Origin of the sequence: Hydrogenobaculum sp. Y04AAS1 (assembly GCF_000020785.1) — a bacterium.
Lineage (GTDB): Bacteria > Aquificota > Aquificia > Aquificales > Aquificaceae > Hydrogenobaculum.
On sequence record NC_011126.1, the window covers coordinates 1,536,129 to 1,559,514 of the forward strand.

Consider the following 23,386-nt stretch of genomic DNA (forward strand, 5'->3'; position numbering starts at 1 on the left):
TTGAGTGCGTATGGGTAGTGTAATAGCTATTGAGAGTCCAAAAGCCGAAATAAAAAACCTAAATTTTTATTATAAGAAAGGTCTAAAACCTTCTTTGGAAAATGTAAATATGCCAATACCTGACAAAAGAGTAACCGCTCTTATAGGTCCTAGTGGATGTGGTAAAACCACGCTTTTAAGATGCTTAAACCGTATGCACGATCTTTACCCAGGGATTCTTTATGAGGGTGAGATACTTTTAGATAATCAAAATATTCTTTCAAAATCCACAGACCTTATACTCTTAAGAAGTAGAGTTGGTATGGTCTTTCAAAAGCCAACGCCTTTCCCAATGTCTATATTTGAAAACGTAGCTTTTGGTCTTAGGCTGATGGGCATAAACAACAAAACAGAGTTAAAAGATAGGGTTGAAGCGGCTATAAAAATGGCTGCTCTTTGGGACGAAGTGGGCAATAGACTAAACGAGAACGCTTTTTCCTTGTCTGGCGGTCAACAACAGCGTCTTGTTATAGCAAGGGCTATAGCGGTAAATCCAGAGGTGCTTTTGTTTGATGAGCCTACATCTGCCCTTGACCCGATATCCACCGCCAAAATAGAAGAACTTATCATAGAGCTTAAGAAGAAGATGGCTATCGTGATAGTAACTCACAACATGCAACAAGCCGCTCGTATAGGGGATTATACGGCTTTTATGTATCTGGGTAAGCTTATAGAGTTTGATAAAACAGAAACTATCTTTACAAATCCAAAAGAAAAGCTTACAGAAGACTATATAACCGGTAGATTTGGATAAAGAGGGCTTTTATGCTAAAATATATCAAAGATGAAACATATATATCTTATAAGACATGCTCAGAGTGAATACAACGAAAAAGGTATATTTCAAGGAAGTTTAGATAGTGAGCTAACCCCTCTTGGATATATGCAAGCAAAGCTTTTGTCTTTGGCTTTTAAAAATAAGAAAATAAATATTATTTACTCATCTTTTCAAAAAAGAGCTTTAAAGACTGCTATTTTTTTATCAAAAGCCCTAAACAAAGAAATAATCATAGAACCTCGTATAAGAGAAATATCTTTTGGAGAGTTGGAGGGCAAAAACTTTATAGAGATGTTTAGAGAGTATAAAGATATGATGATATCTTGGTCAAAGAACCCATTAGAGCACCCTCTTCCTACCCAAGAGTCCAAAGAATCTTTTCTAAAAAGAGTAAGAGAGTTTATAGATATTGTAAAAGCCCAAAGATACGAGCATATAGCCGTTGTTTCTCACGGTGGATTTATACACGGGTTTATCATGGAAACTACAGGTTTTAGAGCACCTCTTTGGAATATACACACGGATAATACTGGAGTTTCTAAATTGAGACTTGTGGAGGATAGGTTTTATATAGAATATCTCAACAACACTTGTCATCTTTTATGAGTAAATATAGAAAGGGTAAACTAAAACTTGAACATCACACGTTAGAGGGTTTTGATAAGTATATAAAACCTGTTTTGGAGATTGAGATAGTAGAAGCTGTGATACCAGGAAGGATCTTTAGGAACAACAAAGGGCGAGGGTCTAAAGGTCTTTTTTTACAATATGAGACCTCTTCTGGTTTTAAGCTTTTATACAAAAACGGTACTTCTGTCCAAGAGGTATTTGTAGTTTGTAGCGACAAAGAAACATTTAAATCTATCTTTGAGAATCTATACAAGGAGTAATTTATGAATCTTTTAAAATGGGGTTATATGGGTATTTTTTTGGTAGGTCTTATAGAGTCTAGTGTGTTTCCTCTTTCTACGTTACCTCTTATGACCGCTGGTACAGTTTACAAGATGAACATTTATTTTGTAGCATTTTGTGCACTGTTGGGGGATTTTATAGGAGCTTCTATAGTATATTATATAGGTTACAACTACGGCTATAAGGCTGTGTCTAGGTTTGTTTCTGAAAAGAAATTTAGAAAGACCGAAGCTCTTTTTCATAGGTATGGTGCTTTTGCAATATTGATAGGGGAACCTTTCTATGTGATAAACTGGATAGCTGGCATATTAAGGTTTGGTTATTATAGGTTTATAGCGATGGCTCTTTTGTCTAGGGCTTTTAAGCTTATTGTATTTGCGTTTTTTGGTAAGGCTTTGGAAAGATTTTTATAGACTTTTTCTTTTTTCTGATATTTCGTCCAACATACTTTTGAGATGATCTTTGTTTTTATCTTTTATCGTATGTTCTAACATATCTAACTGTTTTTTGAAAAGCTCTATACTTTTTAATACATTTTCTTGGTTGTATAAAAAAATATCCGTCCAAAGTTCCGATTGGCTTGCACCTATTCTGGTGGTGTCTAAAAAGCCCTGTCCTACATAGTTTTTGTACTCTTCTGGTAATGTCTTTGTAAGAGTGTAAGCTATTAGGTGTGGAAGATGTGATGTAGTTGCAAATATCTCATCGTGGGTTTTTGCATCCATAATCTCTACTTTAGCTCCTACATGCTCCCAAAATCTTTTTACTTTTTCTATATACTCTTTTTTTGATATATCCGTAGGACAAACTATCGTTAGTCTATTTGAAAATAGATCTTTTGATGCATTTTCAAAACCGTTTTTATGAGAACCAGCTATTGGATGAGATCCTATATAACATTCTTTAAAGATAGGTTTTAAAACACTCTCTGGATATTCTTTTACAGAAGCTACATCGGTTATTATGGCTTCTTTTGTGTGTTTTTCTATCTCTTTAGCCGCATTTTCTAGAGTGGATATTGGATTGCAAAATATTACAAAATCGTATTTTACACCCTCTTTAAACGCCCCATCTATGATGCCTTTTTCTATTGCAGTGTTTAATGTATTTTGGTCTTTATCCAAAGCGTATATGTGTTTTGATAGTTTTTTGCTTTTAATATCAAAAGCCAACGACCCTCCTATAAGACCAAGACCAACTATTAAAGTGTTATAAAACATTTATTTTACTACCAGTATATTTGTCTTTATGTAGTGAAATACAAATGTAGTGGTGCTTCCCATGAAAAAATGAACAAGCTTTTTCTTGTGAGATCCCATTATCACCAAATCTATTTTAAGCTTTTCTGCATTTGATACTATACCTTCTTCTGCTATAGCTTTTTCTACTATAAGCTCAAAACTGTAATCCTTTGATAGTTTTTCAAGCTTTTCTTTTTTAGAACCAAATTCATCGGCATGATATAAAAATATTTTTGCGTTGTATACGTTGTTTAAATTTTTGGTAAAATCAAGCAGCTTATCATCTTCATCTTTTCCATCATGACAAATCATTATATTTTCTATAGGTTTATACTCTTCTTTAAAAGCTACAAACACAGGACTCTGCGCTCTTTTTATTACTTGCTCTGAAATAGAGCTTATATGTATGCCTTTTATACTTTTGTCGTGATTAGGCTTTCCAACAAATATAATATCTTCTAAATCACATTGCGAAGCAATCTCTTTTGCCGGGTTTCCCCAGGTTTGAAGTGTTGAAACTTTGGCGTTTAACTTCCTTCCAAAGGCGCTAAATTCATCTAAAAGCGCTTCTGATTCTTTTTCTAAGAATTCTTTTACTTTTGCGCTTATACCCTCATAGTAAGAAAAGCCCAAAACTCCAGCTAAATCCGCTAATAGGCTTTCTTCTGTCAGAGTACTATCTAAAACGTGTATTCCTACTACAGGTATATTTAGTTTAGAACCCAGCTCAAGGCCATAATGAGAAGCCACAAAAGATGGTTTTGAACCATCTAAGCCTACTATCACTCTTTTAAACATCTAAGTTTCTTACCTCCTTGGCGTAGGTCTCTATAAACTCGCGTCTTGGCTCTACGTTTTCGCCCATCAGTATGGAGAATATTCTATCTGCTTCTGCTGCATCTTCTAAGGATACCCTTAAAAGTCTTCTGGTGTTTGGGTTCATGGTGGTTTCCCATAGCTGTTCTGGGTTCATTTCACCAAGACCTTTATATCGCTGTATCTCTATGCCATCTTTTACAAAATTTATTATGTCTTGATAAAGGTCTTCTGCTGGTTTTTCTATATTTTTAACCTTATGCCCAAGTTTTAGGCTTATAGGATAGTTAAAAAATTCTTTATGCTCTTCAAAGAGCTTTTTGTAGGTACCAGAAGTAAGAAAATCTATATCTATAATGCTAAAGTTTTGATAGATATCGTACATAACTATAGAGTAAGAGCTGTCAAAATCGTCGTATTTTAATTTAGCACTGCTTATACTTTTCATAGACTGTATATCTTCTAAGAGTTTTTTAGCTTTTTGCTCATCTTTGAGATAACTTTCATCTATTTTATTTGACAGAAGATATGTTATTACATCTTTGTTTCTTTTGTTTAGTATTTGAGCTATGGTGTTGTGCTGTTCTTTTATAGTATTTAACATGTTTATTAGTACATCACCTCTATAGGTGTTTGATTTGGCGTCTGTTATAGATAAGTCTGTTCTTATGATGTTTAGTAAAAATTTTTCTAACTCTTTATCATCTTTTATATAGGTTTCTTTTTTCCCTATCTTTACTTTGTAAAGCGGTGGTTGTGCTATATACACATGCCCATTTTCAATAAGTTTTGTCATAAATCTATAGAAAAAAGTAAGAAGAAGAGTCCTTATGTGAGAACCATCTACATCAGCGTCTGTCATGATGATGGTTTTGTGATATCTAAGGGCACTTAGATCTACATCTTCTCCTATGTTGCAACCTAAAGCTGATATAATTGCTCTTATTTCTTCGTTAGAAAGGGCTTTGTCTATCCTTGCTTTTTCTACGTTTAGTATTTTACCCTTTAATGGTAATATCGCTTGGAATCTTCTGTCTCTTCCTTGTTTTGCAGAACCACCCGCTGATTCTCCCTCTACTATAAAAATTTCACATTTAGATGGGTCTTTTTCAGAGCAATCGGCAAGTTTACCAGGCAGCGATGTATCTTCTAAAAAGGATTTTCTTCTTACCAAATCTTTGGCTTTTTTAGCAGCTTCTCTTGCTAGCGCTGCTTCTATAGCTTTTTCTACTATAAGTTTTAAAATATCTTGGTGTTTTTCAAAATAGTCTGTTAAAAATTCTACCGTTATTGATTCTACTATGTTTTTTGTTTCTTGGTTGCCAAGCTTTGTTTTGGTTTGGCCTTCAAACTGAGGCTCTGGTACTTTACAAGATACAACGGCCACAAGACCCTCTCTCAAGTCTTCACCGGTAAACATCTCTTTTAACTCTTTTGATATTTTTATATTTTGGGATAGTTTTGATACAACCTTTGACAACGCACTTCTAAAACCTGTGACGTGAGTGCCACCCTCTATGGTTTTTATGTTGTTTACAAAGCTTTCTAAAGATTCTTTGTAATCTTTTGTATATTTAAAGGCAATTTCTACCAAAGTACCATCTTTCCCAGACTCTATGTAGATTACATCGTTGAAAAGAGGTTCTTTACCTTCAGCAAGGTATTCTGCTAGCTCTATGATGCCTCTTTCAAATTTATAAACAAGGTGCTTGTCTAACCTGTCGTCTATTATCTCAAAGGTTACGTTTTTATTAAGATAAGCTAATTCCCTTATCCTTTTTTCTACTATGTCAAACTTTATTTTTGTGGTTTCAAATATTTCAGCGTCTGGCTTAAATGTAATCTTTGTGCCTCTTTTTGTGGTATCACCTATGACTTGAAGCTCAGTTTTTGGAACTCCTCTTTCGTACTCTTGTCTGTATATTTTGCCGTCTCTGTAAACTTCTACTATGAGCCATTCTGAAAGTGCGTTTACAACAGAAGCACCTACACCGTGAAGCCCACCTGAGTATTGATAAGCTTTTTTATCAAACTTTCCACCAGCCCCAAGCACTGTTAAAACCACTTCTACCGCTGGTTTTCCTACGTCTTTATGGATATAAACAGGTATACCCCTACCATTGTCTTCTACCGTTATAGAATCATCTTGGTGTATATGCACCCTTATATGGGTGGCATAGCCTGCCATTGCTTCGTCAACAGAGTTATCCACTATTTCCCATATAAGGTGATGAAGTCCTCTTTCTGAGATATCCCCTATATACATTGAGGGGCGTAGTCTTACGTGTTCTAATCCAGTAACAACTTTTATTGCATCTACGCCGTATTCTTGCATTATAATTATTATACCATCTTAGACTTGTTTGATTTTCCTAAAAGCCAAAAAACTTTACCATTGACAAAATTTATTTTAACATTTAAAATCAGATTGGATGGGCGAAGCTTCTATTAGAAAATGTTATCAGTGCGGCATAAGCATCTCCGGAAATCCTATAGTTTTCAATGTAAAAGGTGTAGATAGAGAGTTTTGCTGTACTGGGTGTTATCTGGTAAATAAGATTTCTGGCAACGAGACATCCCAAAGCGTTCAGAAGTTTTTTATAAAGTTTGGCATAAGCTTTTTCTTGGCCGGTTATGTGATGATGCTGTCTTTTACTATATATGGGGGTTATGCGTCAAAAGATTATCACGATCCTATAGTAAGACTCACAAACTACTTCTTGCTTTTACTCTCTACCCCCGTTATGGCTCTTATTGGTTTTGATTATCTTGTAAACTCTATAAAAGCACTTTTAAGAAAATCCATCACCACAGACCTTTTGATAGCAATAGGTGCTTTTTCGGCTTACGGGATTTCTGTTTATTCTACGCTTATGGGTGTTGGTACACCATACTATGAAACTGCTACTATGATAGTGGCGCTCTCGGCTTTTGGAAAGTTTATAGAGGCTTTTGGAAGGTATAGAGCTGCTAAAAGTATAGGCGAGACTAAAGATCTTTTACCAAGCTACGCTACTGTTGTAGAAAATGGTACTGAGAAAACCGCCAGGATAGATGAGGTAAAAATAGGGGATATTGTAAAGGTAAAACCTGATGAGATCATACCGGTAGATGGGATCATCGTAGAAGGAGAGGGGTTTGTAAAAGAGAGTTTTTTTACAGGTGAGCAAAAACCGGTGGCTAAGTTTGAAGGCGATAGCGTTTATGCGGGGAGCGTTAGTATAGATGGGAGTTTTTTAATAAAAGCCATAAACGATTTTAATTCAAATACTATAAATAAAATTATAGAAAATATAGAACTGGCAAAACTCTCTTTTGCCCCAGAAAAAAACATAGCCGATAAGATATCTGCTATATTTGTCCCCACCATTATAACATTATCTCTTATAACCTTTGGCTTTTGGTATTATGAGTCTGGTTTTGATAAAGCTCTTATGAGCTCTTTGGCGGTGCTTTTGATAGCCTGTCCTTGTGCTTTCAATGTGGCGGCTCCGTTGGCTCTTTGGAATGCGGCAAACTCTTTGGCAAGGCGGGGTATCATCTTACAAAATCTAAGAGCCCTTTACAGCGTTAGATATATAAATGAAGTGCTTTTTGACAAAACCGGCACAATAACCTTAGAAAACTTAGAATACAGCGGTTATACTCAGCTTGGTGATGAAAAAGATTTTATTAAAAAGGTAGCATCTATAGAAAACTACTCAAAGCATCCTATAGCTAAAAGCCTACTAAACCATTATCAAGGGGATTTTATAAAACCATCGAAGGTTAGGATAATACCAGGCTATGGTATTGAGGCTTTTATAGAAAATAAAAAGTGGTATATAGGTTCTAAAGAATTGATGGAAAGTATAGGCATAACACCAAAAGCTTGTGAAGAAAATGTATCTTGTGTATATGTAGCGGTGGATGGTAAGCTGGAAGGAACACTTTATTTTAAACAAAAGATAGATGAAAATGCCTTAGAGGCTATAAAGAGGTTAAAAGACATGGGTTATAAAGTAGGGCTTATATCTGGGGATGAGAGGGCTTTTGTGGAAGAGTTTTCAAATATATTTGATGAGGTTTATTGGTCTTTAAAACCCCAAGATAAACAGAAAGTTGTAATGGATAAAAAATCAAAAGGAGCAAAAATAATGTATGTAGGTGATGGTATAAACGACGCTCTTGCTATGGCAGTTAGCGATGTAAGTGTAGCGGTGGCAAACGCTTCTGGTGTTGCAAGGATATCTGCAAGCATCTTGCTTTTTAATAGAAATTTAAAAGCTATACCCTGGATTATAAAATTTTCAAACAACGTTAAAAAAATCATTTATACAAATTTTATATGGGCAAGCGTGTACAACACCTTTGGCATTGCTTTGGCGATGGCTGGTCTCATACAACCCATATGGTCAGCAGTTTTTATGATAATAAGTAGCGTTAGCGTGGTCTACAACTCCTCTAGGATAGAAAATATGTAATAATATTATTAGAGGAGGAAAATTATGGAAGAAAAAAACAATTTACCTGGGAACAAGGTGAACATATCCACACAAAAGATGCTGGGTGGGATTGGACTTTTAATTTCACCATTAAGCGCTATTCCGTTTTTAGGGGTCCTTTTCTGGATAGTGAGCGGTATACTTTTGCTGGTTAGTTTCAATCAATTAAGCAAAACACTTAATAAACCTGATATGTTTAAAAAATACCTAACAGGTTTTATAATAGGTTTTGTTAGTTATATTGTGCTTTATGTTCTAGGTTTTTTTCTCATTTTATTAGTGTTGATACCTGCTTACATACTTTCTATTATAGTGGCTTATTATTATAAACAAGCTTACGATATGCTTGCTAACGCTCTAAACCATAAGCTTTTTAGCAAAGGCGCTCGTCTTATGTTTATAGGTGCAATCACAACAATTATACTTGTGGGATTTATTTTGTTATTCGTAGGTTGGATCATACTTGCGGTAGCATTCTTTACAGCACCAGATACTGTAGAGATTACGGCTTAATTTTACAAAGACTCTTGATATAACGTATTTTCTTTTGAAAGCACTAAAACAATTTCACCTTTTATGTTGTTTCTTTTTTTAAGCTCTTCTATTACGTCTTTTATATTGCCCCTTATGTATTCTTCGTGCATTTTGGTAAGTTCTCTTGCTATAGCCACTGTAATGTTTGGTTCTATGTGGCTTATAAGTTCCAATGTATCTAATATACGCTGTGGTGATTCGTATAGTATGTAAGATCCAGTATCAGAGCTAAAAACTTCCTTATAAAAGGATTCTTGGGATTTTCTTGGTGCAAAACCTAAAAACATAAAACTATGAGTTGGAAGTCCAGAGCCTACTAATGCTGTAATAAGTGCACAGGGTCCAGGGAGTACTTCTACTGGTATATCTTCTTTTATACATGCGTTTATAAGCTTAAAACCAGGGTCAGATATAGAAGGCGTACCAGCATCTGATACAAGCGCCACGTCTTCATCTTTTCTTATGAGGGATATAATTTTTCTTATTTGTATAGCTTCTTTGGGATGATAGTATGATAAAAGCGTTTTACCTTCTATGTTGTAATGTTTTAAAAGTATCTGAATTCTTCTGGTGTCTTCGCAAGCTATAAATTTTACCGATTTTAGGATATTTATCGCCCTTATGGTTATATCTTCTAAATTTCCTATGGGGGTGGGCACCACATAAAGCTTCATTATTATATTTTATCATATTGTTATATTTGGTTATGGTATAATAACACTATGCTAGATGCAAAAAAAATAGCTACCACTGTTAAAGATTTGGTTAAACCTATATCCGATAATCTTGGATTTAGACTGTTTGATGTTGAATTTAAACCAGAAAACGGATGGGTACTGAGGATAATAATAGACAAAGAAGGAGGGGTAACAATAGACGATTGTGAAGAACTTTCAAAGCGTGTAAGCGCTCTTTTGGATGTAGAAGATGTGATAACAAGTAGCTATTTTCTTGAAGTGAGTTCACCTGGTCTTACTAGAGAATTAAAAGAAAAATGGCATTACGAATTTTTCAAGGGTAAGTATGCAAGACTCTATTTAAAGGAAAAAATAGATAACAAACAAGAGTACGCTGGCTATATAGATAGTGTAGAAGATGATACGTTGGTGTTGAGGCTTTTAGATAAAACGTTAAAAATACCTTTTGATAAAATAGCGAAAGCAAGGTTGGATGTGGAAAAATGGTAAAGAATATAAAGAAGCTCATAGAAAACGTCGCAAAAGAAAAAGATATACCTGCTAAAATAGTGGAAATTGCTTTAAAAAACGCTATAGCCTACGGCATTAGAAAAGAAAAACATATAAGGGGGAAAATTTATATAGATTTTGCAGATGATGATACTATAACGGCTTATATAATTTCTGGAAGAGAAAAAACTAAGCTCGATATATCCACTGAGGATTTAAACCGTATAGCAGCTTATGCTGCTAAAGAAGAGTTTTTAAAAGAATTGGAAAATGCTGAAAGAGAGCGTGGGTTTTTGGAATACGTATCTCAGGAGGGCAACATTGTACATGGTATAGTTAGAGAAATAACCAAAGACCAGACCGCTATTGTAGACTTAGGTCCTATAGACGCTGAGCTTCCAAGGAGAGAACAAATTTCTAAGGAAAGTTTCAAAAAAAACGATAGAGTGAAAGCGCTTCTTTTTTCAGTGCAAAAAGAAAGAGGTAGACCAGTTTTGTTGCTTTCCAGAACGCACCCTAAGTTTTTAAGAAGGCTTTTAGAAGCTGAGATACCAGAAGTAGCCACTGGGCTTGTGAAAATAATTTCTGTTGCAAGGGAACCAGGTGAAAAGGCTAAGGTTGTGGTTGATACAGAAGATAAAAAGATTGATCCAGTAGGTGTGGTTATAGGCATAAAAGGCTCAAAAATAAATCCCATATCCAAAGAGCTTGCTGGAGAACATATAGATGTTGTAAGATATTCTAAAGATAAGAAAAAGTTTTTGGAAAATTTATTCTTTCCGGCTAAAATCCTTGATGTAAGGGAATCAGATAATCAAATAGAGGTGGCTGTTGACAAAGATCAAATTTCTTTAGCCATAGGGAAAAGAGGTATAAACACAAAGCTAGCTTATAAAATACTGGGTAAACATATAGATGTGATGTCAAAGGAAGATTTTGATAAGCTAAAGAAGCTTTCCTGATGATAGTAGAAATTGAGAAACTTGTTCACAACGGCTACGGAATGGGAAGATTTCAAAACAAGGTATATTTTGTGCCTTTTACCTTACCAAATGAAAAAGTTAAGATAAAAGATATTGTAAACAAAAAAGATTATTCTATGGCTAAATTAGAGGCTGTTGTAGAACCAAGCCCACATAGGATAGAGCCCCTTTGTCCTTACTTTGGAAGATGCGGTGGATGTCATTTCCAACATATTGATTACACCGAACAGCTAACCCAAAAATCAAACATCTTAAAAGAGACGTTAAAAAAGATAGGTAACATAGAGATAGAGAATTTAAACGGTATTATCTACGATGAGCCTTATCATTATAGAAACCGTGTTAAGTTTAAGGTTCGAAACAAAGAGCTTGGTTTTGTTGGTGTTGATGAGGATTTTGTAAAGGTAGAGCACTGCCCTATTTCTTCAAAAGCGATAAACGATCTTATGCCGTTTTTAAAAGAGTTTGCCAAGCATTTTAATCCATCTTGGATAAGCGTATTTTATTCGGATACGCAAAAAGAGTATATGGTAAAGTTTGCCTCTTACGATTATATAGATAAGGAAAAGCTAAAGAAGTTTAAAGAACATCTTACTCCTAAAAACGTCGTTGGTATAACGCTTGTAAAGGATGATAAGAGAGAAGATAAAATTATACTTTCAATAGGGACTCCTTTTACTTTTATTGAGCTTTTAAAAATAAAATATAGAATAAGTGTAAATAGCTTCTTTCAAGTAAATATAAAAGTGGCTCAAAAACTTTTACAAACGCTTTTAGAGAAAGAAAATTATTTTGACAGAGTATTGGATGATTATGGTGGTGTAGGACTTTTTGGCTTGCATTTGGCAAGACGCTCAGGCTCTGTTGATATAGCTGATATAAATAAAAGCTCAATAAATGATGCCGAATACTCAGCCAAGATAAACAACATAAATAACGTGTCTTTTTATGTCCAAAACAGCTATGTCTTTTTGAAAAAAAGCCTATATAAGCACGCAAACCTTCTTGTTTTAGACCCCCCGCGTAGTGGTTTATCAAAGGAAGAGATAGGGCTTATACTTCTTGGAAAACCAGATTACATATGGTATATATCCTGTGAGCCTTCTTCTTTAGCAAGGGATTTAAAGCTTTTAGGAAAAAAATATCAAATAAAAGAAATATATATGGCAGATATGTTTCCACAGACTTATCATATAGAAACTGCTGTTAAACTAGAGCTTGTATGAATGACGCTTATCTTGTTATAGAACAATCAAAACATATGGAAGGGATTTTGGAAGTCTCTGGGGCAAAAAACGCAACTTTGCCTCTGATGGCAGCCACTATACTAACGGAAGAGCCCTGCACCATAAGAAATGTACCAGATTTACTTGATATAAAAAATATGATAGAGCTTCTTTCTGATATGGGCAAGAAGATAATTTTAGAAAACAACACTCTTTACATAGAAGGGCCTATTTTAAACAAAGAAACTAGAGAAGACATAGTGCGTAAAATGAGGGCTTCTGTTTTGGTGATGGGTCCTCTTATAGCAAGATATAAAAGCGGTAAAGTGTCAATGCCAGGAGGGTGTTCTATCGGGGCAAGACCTATAGACCAACACTTAAAAGCTGCCAAGAAAATGGGTGTAGATATTGAGATTGAACAAGGTTTTATAAATTTAAAAGCCAAAAACTTAAACCCTATTGATTTTAGATTTGATATGATAACGGTAACTGGCACTGAAAATGTCTTTTGCATGCTAAGTACGGTAGAAGAAGAGTCAATACTAAGAAACATCGCTTTAGAACCAGAGGTGATAAACTTAGTAGATGCTCTAAGACAGATGGGTGTTTTAATAGAAATAGATGATTCAGAGAGAACGGCCAAGATAAAAGGCACAAAAAATCTAAGGGGTTTTGATATAAAAGTAATACCAGACAGAATTGAAGCTGGCACGTTTATGGTTTTAGCCCTTGCCACTGGCTCAAAAATAAACATAGTAAATCTAAACGTAAACCATATAGAAAGTGTATTGCAAAAGCTTGATATAGCAGGTGCTAAGATAGATATATTATCGCCTGATAGTGTCTTGGTTTATCCAAAAGAAGATAAAATAAACCCTTTATATATAGAAACCCTTGAATACCCTGGTTTTCCTACGGATATGCAAGCTCAGTTTATGAGTCTACTTTCTATAGCGGATGGGGAGTCTAGTATAGTAGAAAATATCTTTGAAAATAGGTTTCAACACGCCCAAGAGCTTGCTCGTATGGGGGCTTGTATTACAATACATTCAAAAACAGCCTATATAAAAGGTGTAAAAAGTTTAAAAGGTGCAGAAGTCTTTTCTACAGATCTTAGGGCATCTGCTGGGCTTGTAATAGCTGGTCTTATGGCAGAAGGCAAATCTATAATAAGAAATATATACCATCTTGATAGAGGCTACGATCATATAGAACAAAAATTGGAAAAAATAGGCGCTAAGGTAAAAAGAATCAATTCTTAAATTTATAAAAGCCCCAAAAAGGGGCTACAAAATAATTAAAACTCTACACCTATCAAAGCGTATGGACCTTTTACTTTAACATCTGCATATACACTGCTTTGATCTATTTTTAGCTTTTCATATCTATAACCTACTTGGATAAATGGTACTATCGCACTTTTAAAAAGTCCCACTGGTGACAGTCTTAAACCAGCATTGTAGTTGTAGTAATCGTTGCTTCCGTAAGATACATAGTTTATATCTCCTACCAAAGATACCTGTTTTATAGGTGATATGGAAACGCCTAAATGAGCCATAGGTACTGGTACTGTAAGGGATTTGCTTTCTGTATAATATCCACCAGCACCAACAGGTTGACCATTAATAGTTGCATTGTTACCTGTAAAAGTTTCGCTAAAATCTACTACCCTTACGTTTAGACCAAATCTTACTTTTAGCATGTCTTTTGTGGCTGCTGTGATAAATGGAAGGTGATAATAGGCTAATATATCAAATCTGTTCATCTTTGCATTTAGGTTGAAGTTTGCATTTGCTTGATAAGTTGTACCACCGAATGTAATTTGTCTATTTAGCGTTCCAGAGCCACTAAACTTCATAGGCATGTAATCAAGTTTTATGTTTGGAAGGATTGGTAAGCTGTTGGTTATTCTTACACCTATATAGGGTTGTGTCTTTTGTGAAAAATGAGCATCGTTTTTAAGGTCTAGATAGTCATTGGCCCCTTTTGCTTGATAAGATACAATACCAGAAGGGTCTTGTTCTACACCGCCAGCCTCTATACTGACGTTAAACAACGGTAGGGCTTGAGACAGCGCACATGCGCTCAAGATTCCTGTTAAAAGCATCAGCTTTTTCATAAAAACCTCCTATTTAGTTTTTACTATTATATAAAAACTTTTGAAAATTTGTTTTCTGACATGATGATGTAATATACTTGCAAAAAATAAAATATTTTATAATTTTTAGCTTATGAAAGCTGCTATCTGTAAAGAATTTAAAAAGCCTTTGGTGATAGAAGATATACCAATACCAGAGATAGGTCCCGATGAGGTGCTTATAAAGGTCAAGTATTGCGGTATATGTCATAGCGATCTTCATATAGTGGATGGAGACTGGGAATCTTGGGTAAAACTTCCTGTTGTACCAGGACACGAAGTAGCTGGTATTGTAGAAAAAGTAGGTAGCAACGTCAAAAATGTTAAAGAAGGTGATAGGGTTGGAATGCCTTGGCTTTATTCTTCTTGTGAGATATGCGATTACTGTGTAGAAGGAGAAGAACCCCTTTGTCCAAACCATGAGATCACAGGTATCACCCGCCAAGGTGGCTATGCAGAGTATATGAAAGCCCCGTCTCATTTTGTTACAAAAATCCCAGATAAACTTGAACTTTCTTATGCCGCTCCTTTATTTTGCGCAGGTATAACAGTTTATGCCGCTCTTGTAAGGTTAAATTTAAAACCAAATGAGTTAGTGGTAATCCAAGGTATAGGTGGTCTTGGTCATTTGGCTATTCAGTATGCTAAAGCTATGGGTGCTAAGGTAGTAGCACTAAGCCATTCTGATAAAGAAAAAGTGGCTAAAGAGCTTGGGGCAGATTATTTTATAAACTCATCAAAGCAAGACCCAGTAAAAGAGCTAAAAGCCTTAGGTGGGGCAGATACTATACTTACAACCGTTTATGATTCTAAAAGCATACAAAATCTTGTAGACGCTTTAGCACCAAAAGGTAGATTGTCAGTGGTAGGTGCTGCCCAAGAACCAATATATGTAAATCCCTTTGATCTCATAACAAAACGTATCGTGATAACTGGTTCTGCCATAGGTGGAAGAAAGCTTTTAAGGGAGATGCTTGAGTTTTCGGCTTTTAACAACATAAAACCCATCATTCAAGAGTACAAGTTTGAAGATGTAAACAAAGCGCTCGATGATCTAAGATCTGGTAAAATAGTATTAAGAGGCGTATTAAAATTTAACTAAGGAGAGGTCTATGCTAAATAGAGAACTTATAGATTTGATGAGAGATCTTTATGTGTTTCCCGTGGTGATTAGCACGGTTACCAACGATTTAAAACCCTACAGCGCTTTGATAAGCTGGGTATACCCTGTTTCTGAAAGTAAAATAAACATAGCTCTTAGCACAAAATCAAGAACCGCTCAAAATATAATCACAAACTCAAACGTATGCATAAGTATATTTGCTCAAGATGTAGCTATTGTGGCTCACGGAAAAGGTTATCTTAAAAACAGGATAGAAGAAGTGCCTTTTGATGTATCTGCTTTTAGTATAGAGATAGAATCTGTGGAAAGTAATCTATTTCCAGGGGCTACCATCCTTGGACCTATAGCTTTTGCCCATACTGGAAACATAGAAAAAGCTGTTAATCTTGATAAGATAGTGATAGAGTATCTTAAAAACGTTTGATATTAAAACTAGCCACTGAGTCTAGAGTTTTACAAGAAGTTTACATAGATGATGAAGATGTGCCACCAGCAGGCACTCGTATTTTTTACACTGGGCTTGATGGTTCTATAAAAGGGGGTATCCTTTGGGGTTATGATGCAAAAGCTGTAAAATCAGAAAAAACGGTTGTTTACAAAGATAAGTTACCCATAGTAAACCAAAGCGTATTTGAAGCTGTAAAAGATGCAGGTGAATACTATCTTTACCCAGCTTATACACTTTTGGCAAAGATTATTCCAGATATAATGTTTAAAGTTAACGATAAAAGCCTGAAATTAAAGAAAAATGATGAAGATTTTACAGATAAAACGTTTAAACGTATTTTTAGGCTTTTAAAAAAAAGAAAACTATCTTTAGAAGAAGCTTATAAAAAATATACCAAAAACGCAGTGGATTTTTATATAAAAAAAGGTTTTTTGGAGGTAGAAAACAACATAGGGCCATTGGTAAAAATTGAAGATATAGATATAAAACCCTCTAATGAAGGACGCTTTTCAAAGAGACTAAACATAGAAATAATCACAGGAGATTACAAACAAAAAATTAAGGATATAACAATAGGACCATTCCAATCCCTTGTGGTGGTCCCATCTAAATATATGTTTGATAACTTTAGAGATATCTTTGAAGATGCTATTTTTTTGAAAAGCCCAAATACAGTATCAGAGACAAGGTTTTGCTATGAAAGTGCCATGAAAGAAGATAGAGTGTTTGTAAGTACACCTTTTGGACTGGTGCTTCCTTTTTATAATTTGAAAAACATTATCCTAATAGATGATATGTACTCAGAATTTTATAAATCAAAAAAAGAGCCTTATTTAGATTTTAGAAGACTTTCTTATTATGTGGCAAAGCATTACGGTGCAAATTTATACCTTGTTTCTTTGACACTAAGCATAAACGATTATTTCCTTTACAAGGAAAAGAAAGCAAATCATATTCATATAAGCGTTAAACTGCCACATATAAAAATAGTAGAGAAAAAGGATAAAAACTTTCTAATAGATGATGAAACTATAGATATAATTAAACAGCATATCGATAAAAATATACTATTTTATGTGAACAAATCTGGTTATAGCTATGCTTATTGTGAAAGATGCAACGCTCTTGATACATGCGTTTATTGTGAGTCTTATACCACTTATTTTAAAAGCCTAAATACCATAAAATGCACAAAATGTAAAAATGTAAATCAAGAAGGCGTTTGCTCTAGATGTGGCGGGCCTTTAAAGACGTTTGGTGCTGGTTTAGAACAGTATAAAGAATATATAATTTCTATGTTTGGGGATAGGGAAAACTTTTCTTTTGATACTATAGAAAAAGAAGATACTTATGACGTAGTGTTTGCTTTTTCCTTAGAAAACTTGTTGTTTGCTCCAGAATTAAGCGCTAGGGAAATTTATCATCATAAGCTTTGGAGTCTTTCTTTAAAAGCAAAAGAACTTTTTGTGTTAGAAACCACTCACGTTGATAAATACGCTTTGGAATCTATCTTAAAGAACGATCAATTTATTTTTTTAGAAGATGAACTAAAAAGAAGAAAATTCAACAACGATCCGCCTTTTACAAAAGCTATACTGATAGAAATAGGAAAAGAAATATACGATCTTTACAAAGAGCTTTCTGAAGAGGATTTTTTTTATGTTTCAAAGCCCCGTTATTTTTATGAAAAAGGAGAAAAACGTTTTAAGCTTTTAATAAAAGTAAAAAACACAGCAAATATAAAAAGATTGGGCCATTTGTTAAAAAGCTATAAAAATTATAAAATTCATGTTGGTATAGAATCTTTCTTATAATTAAAAACATTGAAAAAATTTTAATATTATATTAAATTATTATCTCAAACTTTAAACGGAGGTTATAATGGCTACACTGGGGCCTTATCATTTCTCACCGTACCCTACGGCAGTAGTAGAAGGTGTATTAACACCACCACCTGGTAAAGGGCTTTTGTACAACGAGATTGTAGACGAAGAAGTAGCTATGCGTGAGGCTGCTAAAGAGATGCTTACAAGAGAAAACCCGACTATATTCGTAGGACCCCTTGTCATATATGCTTGGAACGAAGAAGCTAAAGAAATGGCAAAGCTTGTAAGAGAAATGGCAGAAGTCTTAAATGCCAAGATTATACCAATGCCAGACTACAGGCCAAAGTATCCAAAAATAAATCCAGAGGTAGAGATAAATCCAAACCATCCAAATCTTACAATATGGCACAACAATATAAAAGCATGTATATTTATAGGTGTTCACTGTCATTTTGCCAACATAGCTTTGAAGATTATAAGAGCTGAAACGGATTGTTTAACAATAGCTATGTGTGCAAAAATGGGTCATGAAGATGCTATGATAACCGTTAGAGATCAACATCCAGAGGATGTGAGAAAGTTTATAGAGATAGCTAAGCAAGTAAAGAAAGAGTTAGGTAAGTAAAGGAGGTTTTTGGTATGGGTAACAACGGTGTTTACTCAGGCGTTAATAAATCGGGACAAAAGATTGTCTCACCAGATTATTTGCTTTTTGAAGCACCTAGAGAAAAGGTGTTTATGACGGGGTCTGAAGCGGTAAAAGAAGCTGTTAGAAGAGCTTCCGTTGATGCTTCTGTGTCGTATCCTATTACACCGCAATCAGAAGCTGCTCACTTGATTGGTGAGCTCTGGGTAGAAGGTTATGTAGGTGTATACTTTAGAGGTGAGTCAGAATTTGGTGTTATGTCAGAAGTAGCAGGATGCTCAATGGCCGGTGCTAGAGTAATAACAACCACCTCTGGACCAGGAACCCTAAGAGCCATGGAAAACTTCCCTATGTGGTCTGGTGCAAGACTTCCTATACAGCTTGTTTTGATGGCAAGAGGTGTGAATGCCCCTCTTACGATACAACCAGACAACTTAGAAATAAGCTTTTTACTTGATACAGGTGTTATGATATGGCATGCTGAAAATGCCCAAGAGCTTTTTGATATGGTATTGGCCGGTTTTGTAGTGGCGGAAAAAACCGATGTGCATGTGCCTATTATCACCGCAATAGATGGTTTCTTTATATCCCACACAAGGGAATCTATAATGATCCCACCAGAAGACATAGCTCTTCCTCCTTACAATCCTTATATGTCACCAACACCAATAATAGATGCTGAAATAGCTCCTGGAAGATATATAAAAGATCCGTTTGTTATGAAATCAAACTATATATCTTATGCTACTCACGCAAGCTGGCAATGGGAAGTAAGAGCAGCTATAGAACGTTCTAGACCTTACGCTAAGCATTATTTAAGGGGTTTAGTGGAAGAATACGGTGACAAAGAAGCAGAGCTTGTATTTGTGGCTAGTGGAACTGCGGCTTCACAAGCTAAGGAAGCTACGAGATTGCTATTGGACGAAGGTATCAAAGCAAAAGTTGTAAAAGTAAAAAGCATTAGACCATTCCCACATCAAGAGCTTTTAGAAGCTACAAAAAATGCAAAGTATATAATAGTACCAGAGTTTAATGTGGTGGGATGGTTAGAAAGAGAAGTAAGAGCAGCTTTCTATGGAAAGTCAAATGCTACCATAATAGGCACACCAAGAGTTGCTGGTGGTATGACGATGCCTCCAGAAATTATATACAAAGATGCCTTAAAGATTTTAGGTAAGGAGGTAAGCTATGTCATTTAATATATACAAAGTAAACGAAGAGCTTAGAGATTTTATGCCTCCAGAAATACTGGAGCTAGAGGGAAAAGCCACTTGGGGCAATCCTAAAAGGGGCGTAATGGATTTGCCCTATGCAAAAGAGTTGTTAGAAGAGCATTCTCTTTGTGCAGGGTGTCCAGAGTCGGATGCTTTTAGATATATACTTGCATCTTTACCAAACCCAGAAGATACCATAATTGTAAATTCTACCGGGTGCACATCACTTGTGTTTCCACATATAGCCTTACATACAGTGCACTCTTTGTTTGGAAACCAAAATGCGGTAGCCAGCGGTATAAAAAGGGTTTTAGAGTATAGATTTCCAGATAAAGTAAAGGATGTCGTAGTGTTGGCGGGCGATGGTGCTACTGTTGATATAGGTTTAGATTGTACATTGCAATCTTTTTTCAGACAAGAAAAAATCACCACTATATGCTACGATAACGAAGTTTATGCAAATACCGGTGGTCAAGAAAGCGGTCTCACGGTGAAAGGCCACGTATTTAAGATGGCTCCCAAGGGTAAACAGTGGGATAAGGTCCCTATGTGGCAACTTGCTATAGATTCAGGTTGTCATTATGTGGTAAGGATGACAGTCTCATCACCTCGTAGGGTTGAACAAGCTGTAAAAAAAGCTATATACGTAGCTAGAGAAGTAGGTCCAACATATATTCATCTTTATACCCCTTGCATACTTGAAATAGGAAGAAATGCCGATGAAGGCTTAGAAGAGATGAAGCTTGGTGATAAAGAAAGGTTTTCTTTCTTTGAGCATATGAGTCCTCAGGCTGAAGAAGTTATCAAAGCAAAGAAGGAGGAAGGTTTAATATGACAATTCAACAACCAATAAGGAAACGTCTTAATATACGTATGCCAGCGTTGGGTGGTCAAGGAGCCGTTACCGCAGCTCATATTATAGCTACCGCAGCAGATTACGAAGGATACTATGCCGTTTCAAATCCATTCTTTGGTGCCGAAAAACGTATGGCTCCTGCTGAATCTTATGCTCGTATAGGCATAGAACCTATATACGACAGAGGAGAAGTGGTTTATCCAGATATCATCATGGTTTTTCACCACCACGTTATTACGATGGGTAAATCTTATACAATGCCTTTTTACTCTGGTATAAAAAGGGGTGGTATCATCATAATAAACACCGACGAAGAGCTTTTGAAACCAGAGGATTATAAGAGGCTTGATTCTATAAACGTAAAAGTTCTAAACTTCCCAGCCACCAAAATAGCCATAGATATAGCCGGTACAGAACTCTCTACCAACATGGCTATGATAGGTGCTCTTTTTGGTGCCACTCAGATAGTTGGCTTGCCTGCTATAGAAGAGGGTATAAAATCAAGATTTATGAAAAAGTTTGTAGCTTCTGGTGGTACAGCCTCTTTGGACTCAGCCCTGGAAAGAAAGTTTAAGAAAAAATTAGAGCTCATAGAAAAGAACCTAAATACCGCAAGAGAAGCTTTCAGCATGGCTTTGGAATGGGCTAAGGAAAACGGTATTAGCCCTATGCTTCCATCTGCTCCAATGAAAAAGCAAGAACCTGTTCAAGCTTAACATACCGTCCTCCGCTTTTTTGGCGGGGGAAATATTTAAATCACCTCAGATATTATTGCATTTGATACAAGCCAAAACTCTGGTTTTATAAAAACTCTACCATCTTTTTTGGAGAAGAAGTCTTTAAGATGATGCGGGATTTTTAACAAATAGCTATCTACACCTTTTATCGTTCTAAGGCCCATGATTATCTTGTTTTTCTTATGTTCTTCCTCGTTTAAGGCTTTTAAACTGAGTTGCTTTTTTAGTAGGTTCTCCTTATATAAGTTTATATCTTTTGGGTTTGAAAACATAAACGCTTCCACTTTTGAATGAGCTCCAGGTCCTAAACCAAGATAGTTTTTGTACTCCCAGTAAGCCATGTTGTGCTTTGACTCATGCTCTTTTTTTGCAAAATTTGATATCTCGTAATGAATATAGCCCTTTAAAGTTTTTCTTAAAAGCTCATAAAACAAAGCTATGTCATCTTCATGTTTTTGTTCATCTTTTTTTGAGTAAAGCGCTGTGCCAGGATAGTATATGAGCATGTAAAAAGAAAGATGAGTAGGCTCAAAAGAAATTGCAGTTTCTATATCTTCTAAAAATTCTTCTTTTGTTTGATCTGGCATACCAAATATGATGTCTAAGTTTATATTCTCAAAACCTGCTTCTTTTGCATATAAAATGCTTTTTATAGCATCCTCTTTTTTATGAGTCCTTCCAAGCCAAAGAAGATGATGTTCGTTAAAGGACTGCACACCGAAGCTAAGCCTATTTATACCAATATCATAAAGCTCTTTAAAATCGTCTTTTTCGTAATCTTTTGGGTTTAGTTCCATTGTAACTTCTTCTACTTTTGATAGGTCTATTAGGTTTTTGAGCTTTTTAAAAAAAAGATTATAATGTTTTGGTTTAAAGATAGAAGGGGTACCACCTCCAAAGTATACGGTTTTTATATCATAATCAAAATCATAAAGCTTAAGCTCTTCTAATAGAATATCAAAGTAAGAATTATCTTCTTTTTCTACCACAGAATAAAAATCACAATAATGGCATTTTGACGAGCAATAGGGTATGTGTATGTAAAGGTGTTCTACCAAAGGCATAGGTTTTCCAAATGACGTATTTGGTCTTTGTAAATAAATATTGCGTCTATTTGGATATTATCTAAATCTATACCGTTTGAAAGGGCGTATTCTGTAAGGCAAAGCCTTATCCGTTCTAACTTTAATCTATCTATGCGCTCTTCTGGAAGCCCATATGTATCTGTGTTGTTTCCTTTTACCTCAAAGGCTATTAGCTTGTTTTCTTTTGTGGCTATTATATCTATCTCGCCTCTTTTACATCTGTGATTTCTTTTTAAAACTTTGTATCCTTTTTCTAAAAGCCATGAAAAAGCCATATCTTCAAACTCTTTACCCTTCATAAGATGAGTTTAAAGCTTTTAGTATAACTAAATTCTTTGAAAGATCCTTGGTTTACAAAAAACTCAAAGTATTCAAAGCTTCCACAAGTAATCCCAGGAGTATTTTTTGGAGCCTGTGAAAAATACTCAAAGTACTCTATTTTTTTATCTTCTATAATGGCATGTTTTATCTTGGTGCAACCTACGTTTGTAATGGCGTTTCCAAACCTATCGTAAAAAAGAATAGAGCCTTCTATAGCATTGTCTTTCAATGCCGGTTTTGGAATATCTAAACTATATTGGTAATTAATCTTAGGTCCTAAAAAATCTATGGATTTTAGCTTGTGAATCCAAGCTGATGCCGGGGCAAAGATATCTCTTCCATGAAACGTGTTTGATGTGGGTTTTAGTATATAAGGATGGTTTGATATATCAACGCAAGAGGGCTTTTCTTCAAACACCATATCAAATATGCCGTTCATAGGTCCTACAAAAAAATAATCTTTGTACTTGCAGGCTATTGGTGCTCTTGAGGAGCCAACCCCTGGGTCTACTACGCACATAAATACCGTTTCCTTGGGAAAGTACTTGTAAGAAGAGACCAAGTAAAAAGCACCTTTTAGTATGTTAAAAGGTTCTATGTTGTGTGTGATATCTATTATTTCAACATTTTTTTCAACAGAATAAATTATGGATTTTACAATACCTACATATGGGTCATCTGTTCCAAAATCAGTTAACAGCGCTATCATTCAATTAAGTATAGCATACTTTTTTAACATAATTTCTGTTTTATGCTTCATTTTGATAGCTTGATTTTGTTTTATTAATTTTTT

The 23,386-nt window shown here is 35.2% G+C and carries 25 protein-coding genes; 17 read left to right on the plus strand and 8 right to left on the minus strand.

Translation table 11 applies throughout. The features are described 5' to 3' along the window. Positions 1-10: 10 nt before the first annotated feature. From pstB to HY04AAS1_RS08170, 4 genes are read left to right on the plus strand one after another with little or no spacing between them, the layout of a single operon-like run. A complete protein-coding gene (gene pstB / locus HY04AAS1_RS08155) occupies positions 11-793 on the plus strand; it encodes a phosphate ABC transporter ATP-binding protein PstB (RefSeq protein WP_012514651.1) in 783 nt (260 codons plus the stop codon). A gap of 30 nt (positions 794-823) precedes the next feature. Next, entirely contained in the window at positions 824-1,423 is a 600-nt protein-coding gene (locus HY04AAS1_RS08160) for a histidine phosphatase family protein (protein WP_012514652.1), read from the plus strand. Further along, positions 1,420-1,707 carry a DUF2103 domain-containing protein gene (locus tag HY04AAS1_RS08165; RefSeq protein ID WP_012514653.1) on the plus strand — a complete coding sequence of 96 codons (288 nt, stop codon included), beginning with the start codon at positions 1,420-1,422 and terminating at the stop codon, positions 1,705-1,707. The genes HY04AAS1_RS08160 and HY04AAS1_RS08165 overlap by 4 nt, the downstream gene beginning before the upstream one ends. A gap of 3 nt (positions 1,708-1,710) precedes the next feature. Continuing rightward, entirely contained in the window at positions 1,711-2,142 is a 432-nt protein-coding gene (locus HY04AAS1_RS08170; protein WP_012514654.1) for a VTT domain-containing protein, read from the plus strand. On the opposite strand, the gene HY04AAS1_RS08175 is transcribed toward HY04AAS1_RS08170, so the two are convergent. The 3 genes from HY04AAS1_RS08175 to gyrB are packed head-to-tail and all read right to left on the minus strand — an operon-like array spanning position 2,137 to position 6,121. Next, positions 2,137-2,949: a prephenate dehydrogenase gene (locus HY04AAS1_RS08175; RefSeq protein ID WP_012514655.1), complete on the minus strand. Its 813-nt coding sequence runs from the start codon at positions 2,947-2,949 to the stop codon at positions 2,137-2,139. The two genes, HY04AAS1_RS08170 and HY04AAS1_RS08175, sit on opposite strands and share 6 nt — an antisense overlap. Beyond that, positions 2,950-3,768: a universal stress protein gene (locus HY04AAS1_RS08180; RefSeq protein ID WP_012514656.1), complete on the minus strand. Its 819-nt coding sequence runs from the start codon at positions 3,766-3,768 to the stop codon at positions 2,950-2,952. Then, complete coding sequence (gene gyrB, locus HY04AAS1_RS08185) at positions 3,761-6,121, minus strand: DNA topoisomerase (ATP-hydrolyzing) subunit B (RefSeq protein ID WP_012514657.1); 2,361 nt, start codon at positions 6,119-6,121, stop codon at positions 3,761-3,763. The genes HY04AAS1_RS08180 and gyrB overlap by 8 nt, the downstream gene beginning before the upstream one ends. Before the next feature lie 97 nt (positions 6,122-6,218). Here gyrB and HY04AAS1_RS08190 point away from each other — a divergent pair, with 97 nt between their 5' ends. Both HY04AAS1_RS08190 and HY04AAS1_RS08195 read left to right on the plus strand, forming a co-directional pair. Continuing rightward, positions 6,219-8,249, plus strand: a complete 2,031-nt coding sequence (locus HY04AAS1_RS08190) for a heavy metal translocating P-type ATPase (protein WP_012514658.1) — start codon at positions 6,219-6,221, stop codon at positions 8,247-8,249. Between the two features lie 24 nt (positions 8,250-8,273). Continuing rightward, entirely contained in the window at positions 8,274-8,783 is a 510-nt protein-coding gene (locus tag HY04AAS1_RS08195) for a DUF996 domain-containing protein (RefSeq protein ID WP_012514659.1), read from the plus strand. A gap of 2 nt (positions 8,784-8,785) precedes the next feature. Here the strand turns inward: HY04AAS1_RS08195 and rsmI are convergent, their stop codons facing one another. Next, positions 8,786-9,478 (minus strand): 16S rRNA (cytidine(1402)-2'-O)-methyltransferase, encoded by a 693-nt coding sequence (gene rsmI / locus HY04AAS1_RS08200; protein ID WP_012514660.1) that lies wholly within the window; start codon positions 9,476-9,478, stop codon positions 8,786-8,788. A gap of 48 nt (positions 9,479-9,526) precedes the next feature. Here rsmI and rimP point away from each other — a divergent pair, with 48 nt between their 5' ends. The 4 genes from rimP to murA are packed head-to-tail and all read left to right on the plus strand — an operon-like array spanning position 9,527 to position 13,462. Further along, positions 9,527-9,991, plus strand: coding sequence for a ribosome maturation factor RimP (rimP, locus tag HY04AAS1_RS08205; RefSeq protein WP_012514661.1), 465 nt, complete (start codon positions 9,527-9,529; stop codon positions 9,989-9,991). Then, the gene (gene nusA, locus HY04AAS1_RS08210) at positions 9,985-10,953 is read left to right on the plus strand and encodes a transcription termination factor NusA (protein WP_012514662.1); all 969 of its coding nucleotides are present in this window, start codon (positions 9,985-9,987) and stop codon (positions 10,951-10,953) included. The genes rimP and nusA overlap by 7 nt, the downstream gene beginning before the upstream one ends. After that, positions 10,953-12,200, plus strand: coding sequence for a 23S rRNA (uracil(1939)-C(5))-methyltransferase RlmD (gene rlmD / locus HY04AAS1_RS08215; RefSeq protein WP_012514663.1), 1,248 nt, complete (start codon positions 10,953-10,955; stop codon positions 12,198-12,200). Before nusA ends, rlmD begins: the two co-directional genes overlap by 1 nt. Beyond that, entirely contained in the window at positions 12,197-13,462 is a 1,266-nt protein-coding gene (murA, locus tag HY04AAS1_RS08220) for a UDP-N-acetylglucosamine 1-carboxyvinyltransferase (protein ID WP_012514664.1), read from the plus strand. The genes rlmD and murA overlap by 4 nt, the downstream gene beginning before the upstream one ends. A 35-nt stretch (positions 13,463-13,497) precedes the next feature. Here murA and HY04AAS1_RS08225 read toward each other — a convergent pair whose 3' ends face one another. Continuing rightward, positions 13,498-14,319: a TIGR04219 family outer membrane beta-barrel protein gene (locus HY04AAS1_RS08225; RefSeq protein ID WP_012514665.1), complete on the minus strand. Its 822-nt coding sequence runs from the start codon at positions 14,317-14,319 to the stop codon at positions 13,498-13,500. Positions 14,320-14,431: 112 nt separating this feature from the next. Between HY04AAS1_RS08225 and HY04AAS1_RS08230 the strand changes: the two genes are divergently transcribed. From HY04AAS1_RS08230 to HY04AAS1_RS08260, 7 genes are all read left to right on the plus strand, one after another. Further along, complete coding sequence (locus tag HY04AAS1_RS08230) at positions 14,432-15,439, plus strand: alcohol dehydrogenase catalytic domain-containing protein (RefSeq protein ID WP_012514666.1); 1,008 nt, start codon at positions 14,432-14,434, stop codon at positions 15,437-15,439. Positions 15,440-15,449: 10 nt separating this feature from the next. Further along, a complete protein-coding gene (locus HY04AAS1_RS08235) occupies positions 15,450-15,884 on the plus strand; it encodes a pyridoxamine 5'-phosphate oxidase family protein (protein WP_012514667.1) in 435 nt (144 codons plus the stop codon). Further along, positions 15,881-17,722 (plus strand): primosomal protein N', encoded by a 1,842-nt coding sequence (locus HY04AAS1_RS08240; protein ID WP_012514668.1) that lies wholly within the window; start codon positions 15,881-15,883, stop codon positions 17,720-17,722. Before HY04AAS1_RS08235 ends, HY04AAS1_RS08240 begins: the two co-directional genes overlap by 4 nt. A 67-nt stretch (positions 17,723-17,789) precedes the next feature. Further along, positions 17,790-18,359: a carbon monoxide dehydrogenase beta subunit family protein gene (locus tag HY04AAS1_RS08245; protein ID WP_012514669.1), complete on the plus strand. Its 570-nt coding sequence runs from the start codon at positions 17,790-17,792 to the stop codon at positions 18,357-18,359. A 14-nt stretch (positions 18,360-18,373) separates the two neighbouring features. Continuing rightward, entirely contained in the window at positions 18,374-19,579 is a 1,206-nt protein-coding gene (locus HY04AAS1_RS08250) for a transketolase C-terminal domain-containing protein (protein WP_012514670.1), read from the plus strand. Continuing rightward, entirely contained in the window at positions 19,569-20,429 is an 861-nt protein-coding gene (locus tag HY04AAS1_RS08255) for a thiamine pyrophosphate-dependent enzyme (RefSeq protein ID WP_012514671.1), read from the plus strand. The genes HY04AAS1_RS08250 and HY04AAS1_RS08255 overlap by 11 nt, the downstream gene beginning before the upstream one ends. Continuing rightward, the gene (locus tag HY04AAS1_RS08260; RefSeq protein ID WP_012514672.1) at positions 20,426-21,166 is read left to right on the plus strand and encodes a 2-oxoacid:acceptor oxidoreductase family protein; all 741 of its coding nucleotides are present in this window, start codon (positions 20,426-20,428) and stop codon (positions 21,164-21,166) included. Before HY04AAS1_RS08255 ends, HY04AAS1_RS08260 begins: the two co-directional genes overlap by 4 nt. Before the next feature lie 35 nt (positions 21,167-21,201). Here HY04AAS1_RS08260 and hemW read toward each other — a convergent pair whose 3' ends face one another. The 3 genes from hemW to HY04AAS1_RS08275 are packed head-to-tail and all read right to left on the minus strand — an operon-like array spanning position 21,202 to position 23,302. Beyond that, positions 21,202-22,251, minus strand: a complete 1,050-nt coding sequence (gene hemW, locus HY04AAS1_RS08265; RefSeq protein WP_012514673.1) for a radical SAM family heme chaperone HemW — start codon at positions 22,249-22,251, stop codon at positions 21,202-21,204. Further along, complete coding sequence (locus tag HY04AAS1_RS08270) at positions 22,239-22,571, minus strand: YraN family protein (protein ID WP_012514674.1); 333 nt, start codon at positions 22,569-22,571, stop codon at positions 22,239-22,241. The genes hemW and HY04AAS1_RS08270 overlap by 13 nt, the downstream gene beginning before the upstream one ends. Further along, positions 22,568-23,302, minus strand: a complete 735-nt coding sequence (locus tag HY04AAS1_RS08275; protein WP_012514675.1) for an SAM-dependent chlorinase/fluorinase — start codon at positions 23,300-23,302, stop codon at positions 22,568-22,570. Before HY04AAS1_RS08275 ends, HY04AAS1_RS08270 begins: the two co-directional genes overlap by 4 nt. Between the last annotated feature and the right edge of the window lie 84 nt (positions 23,303-23,386).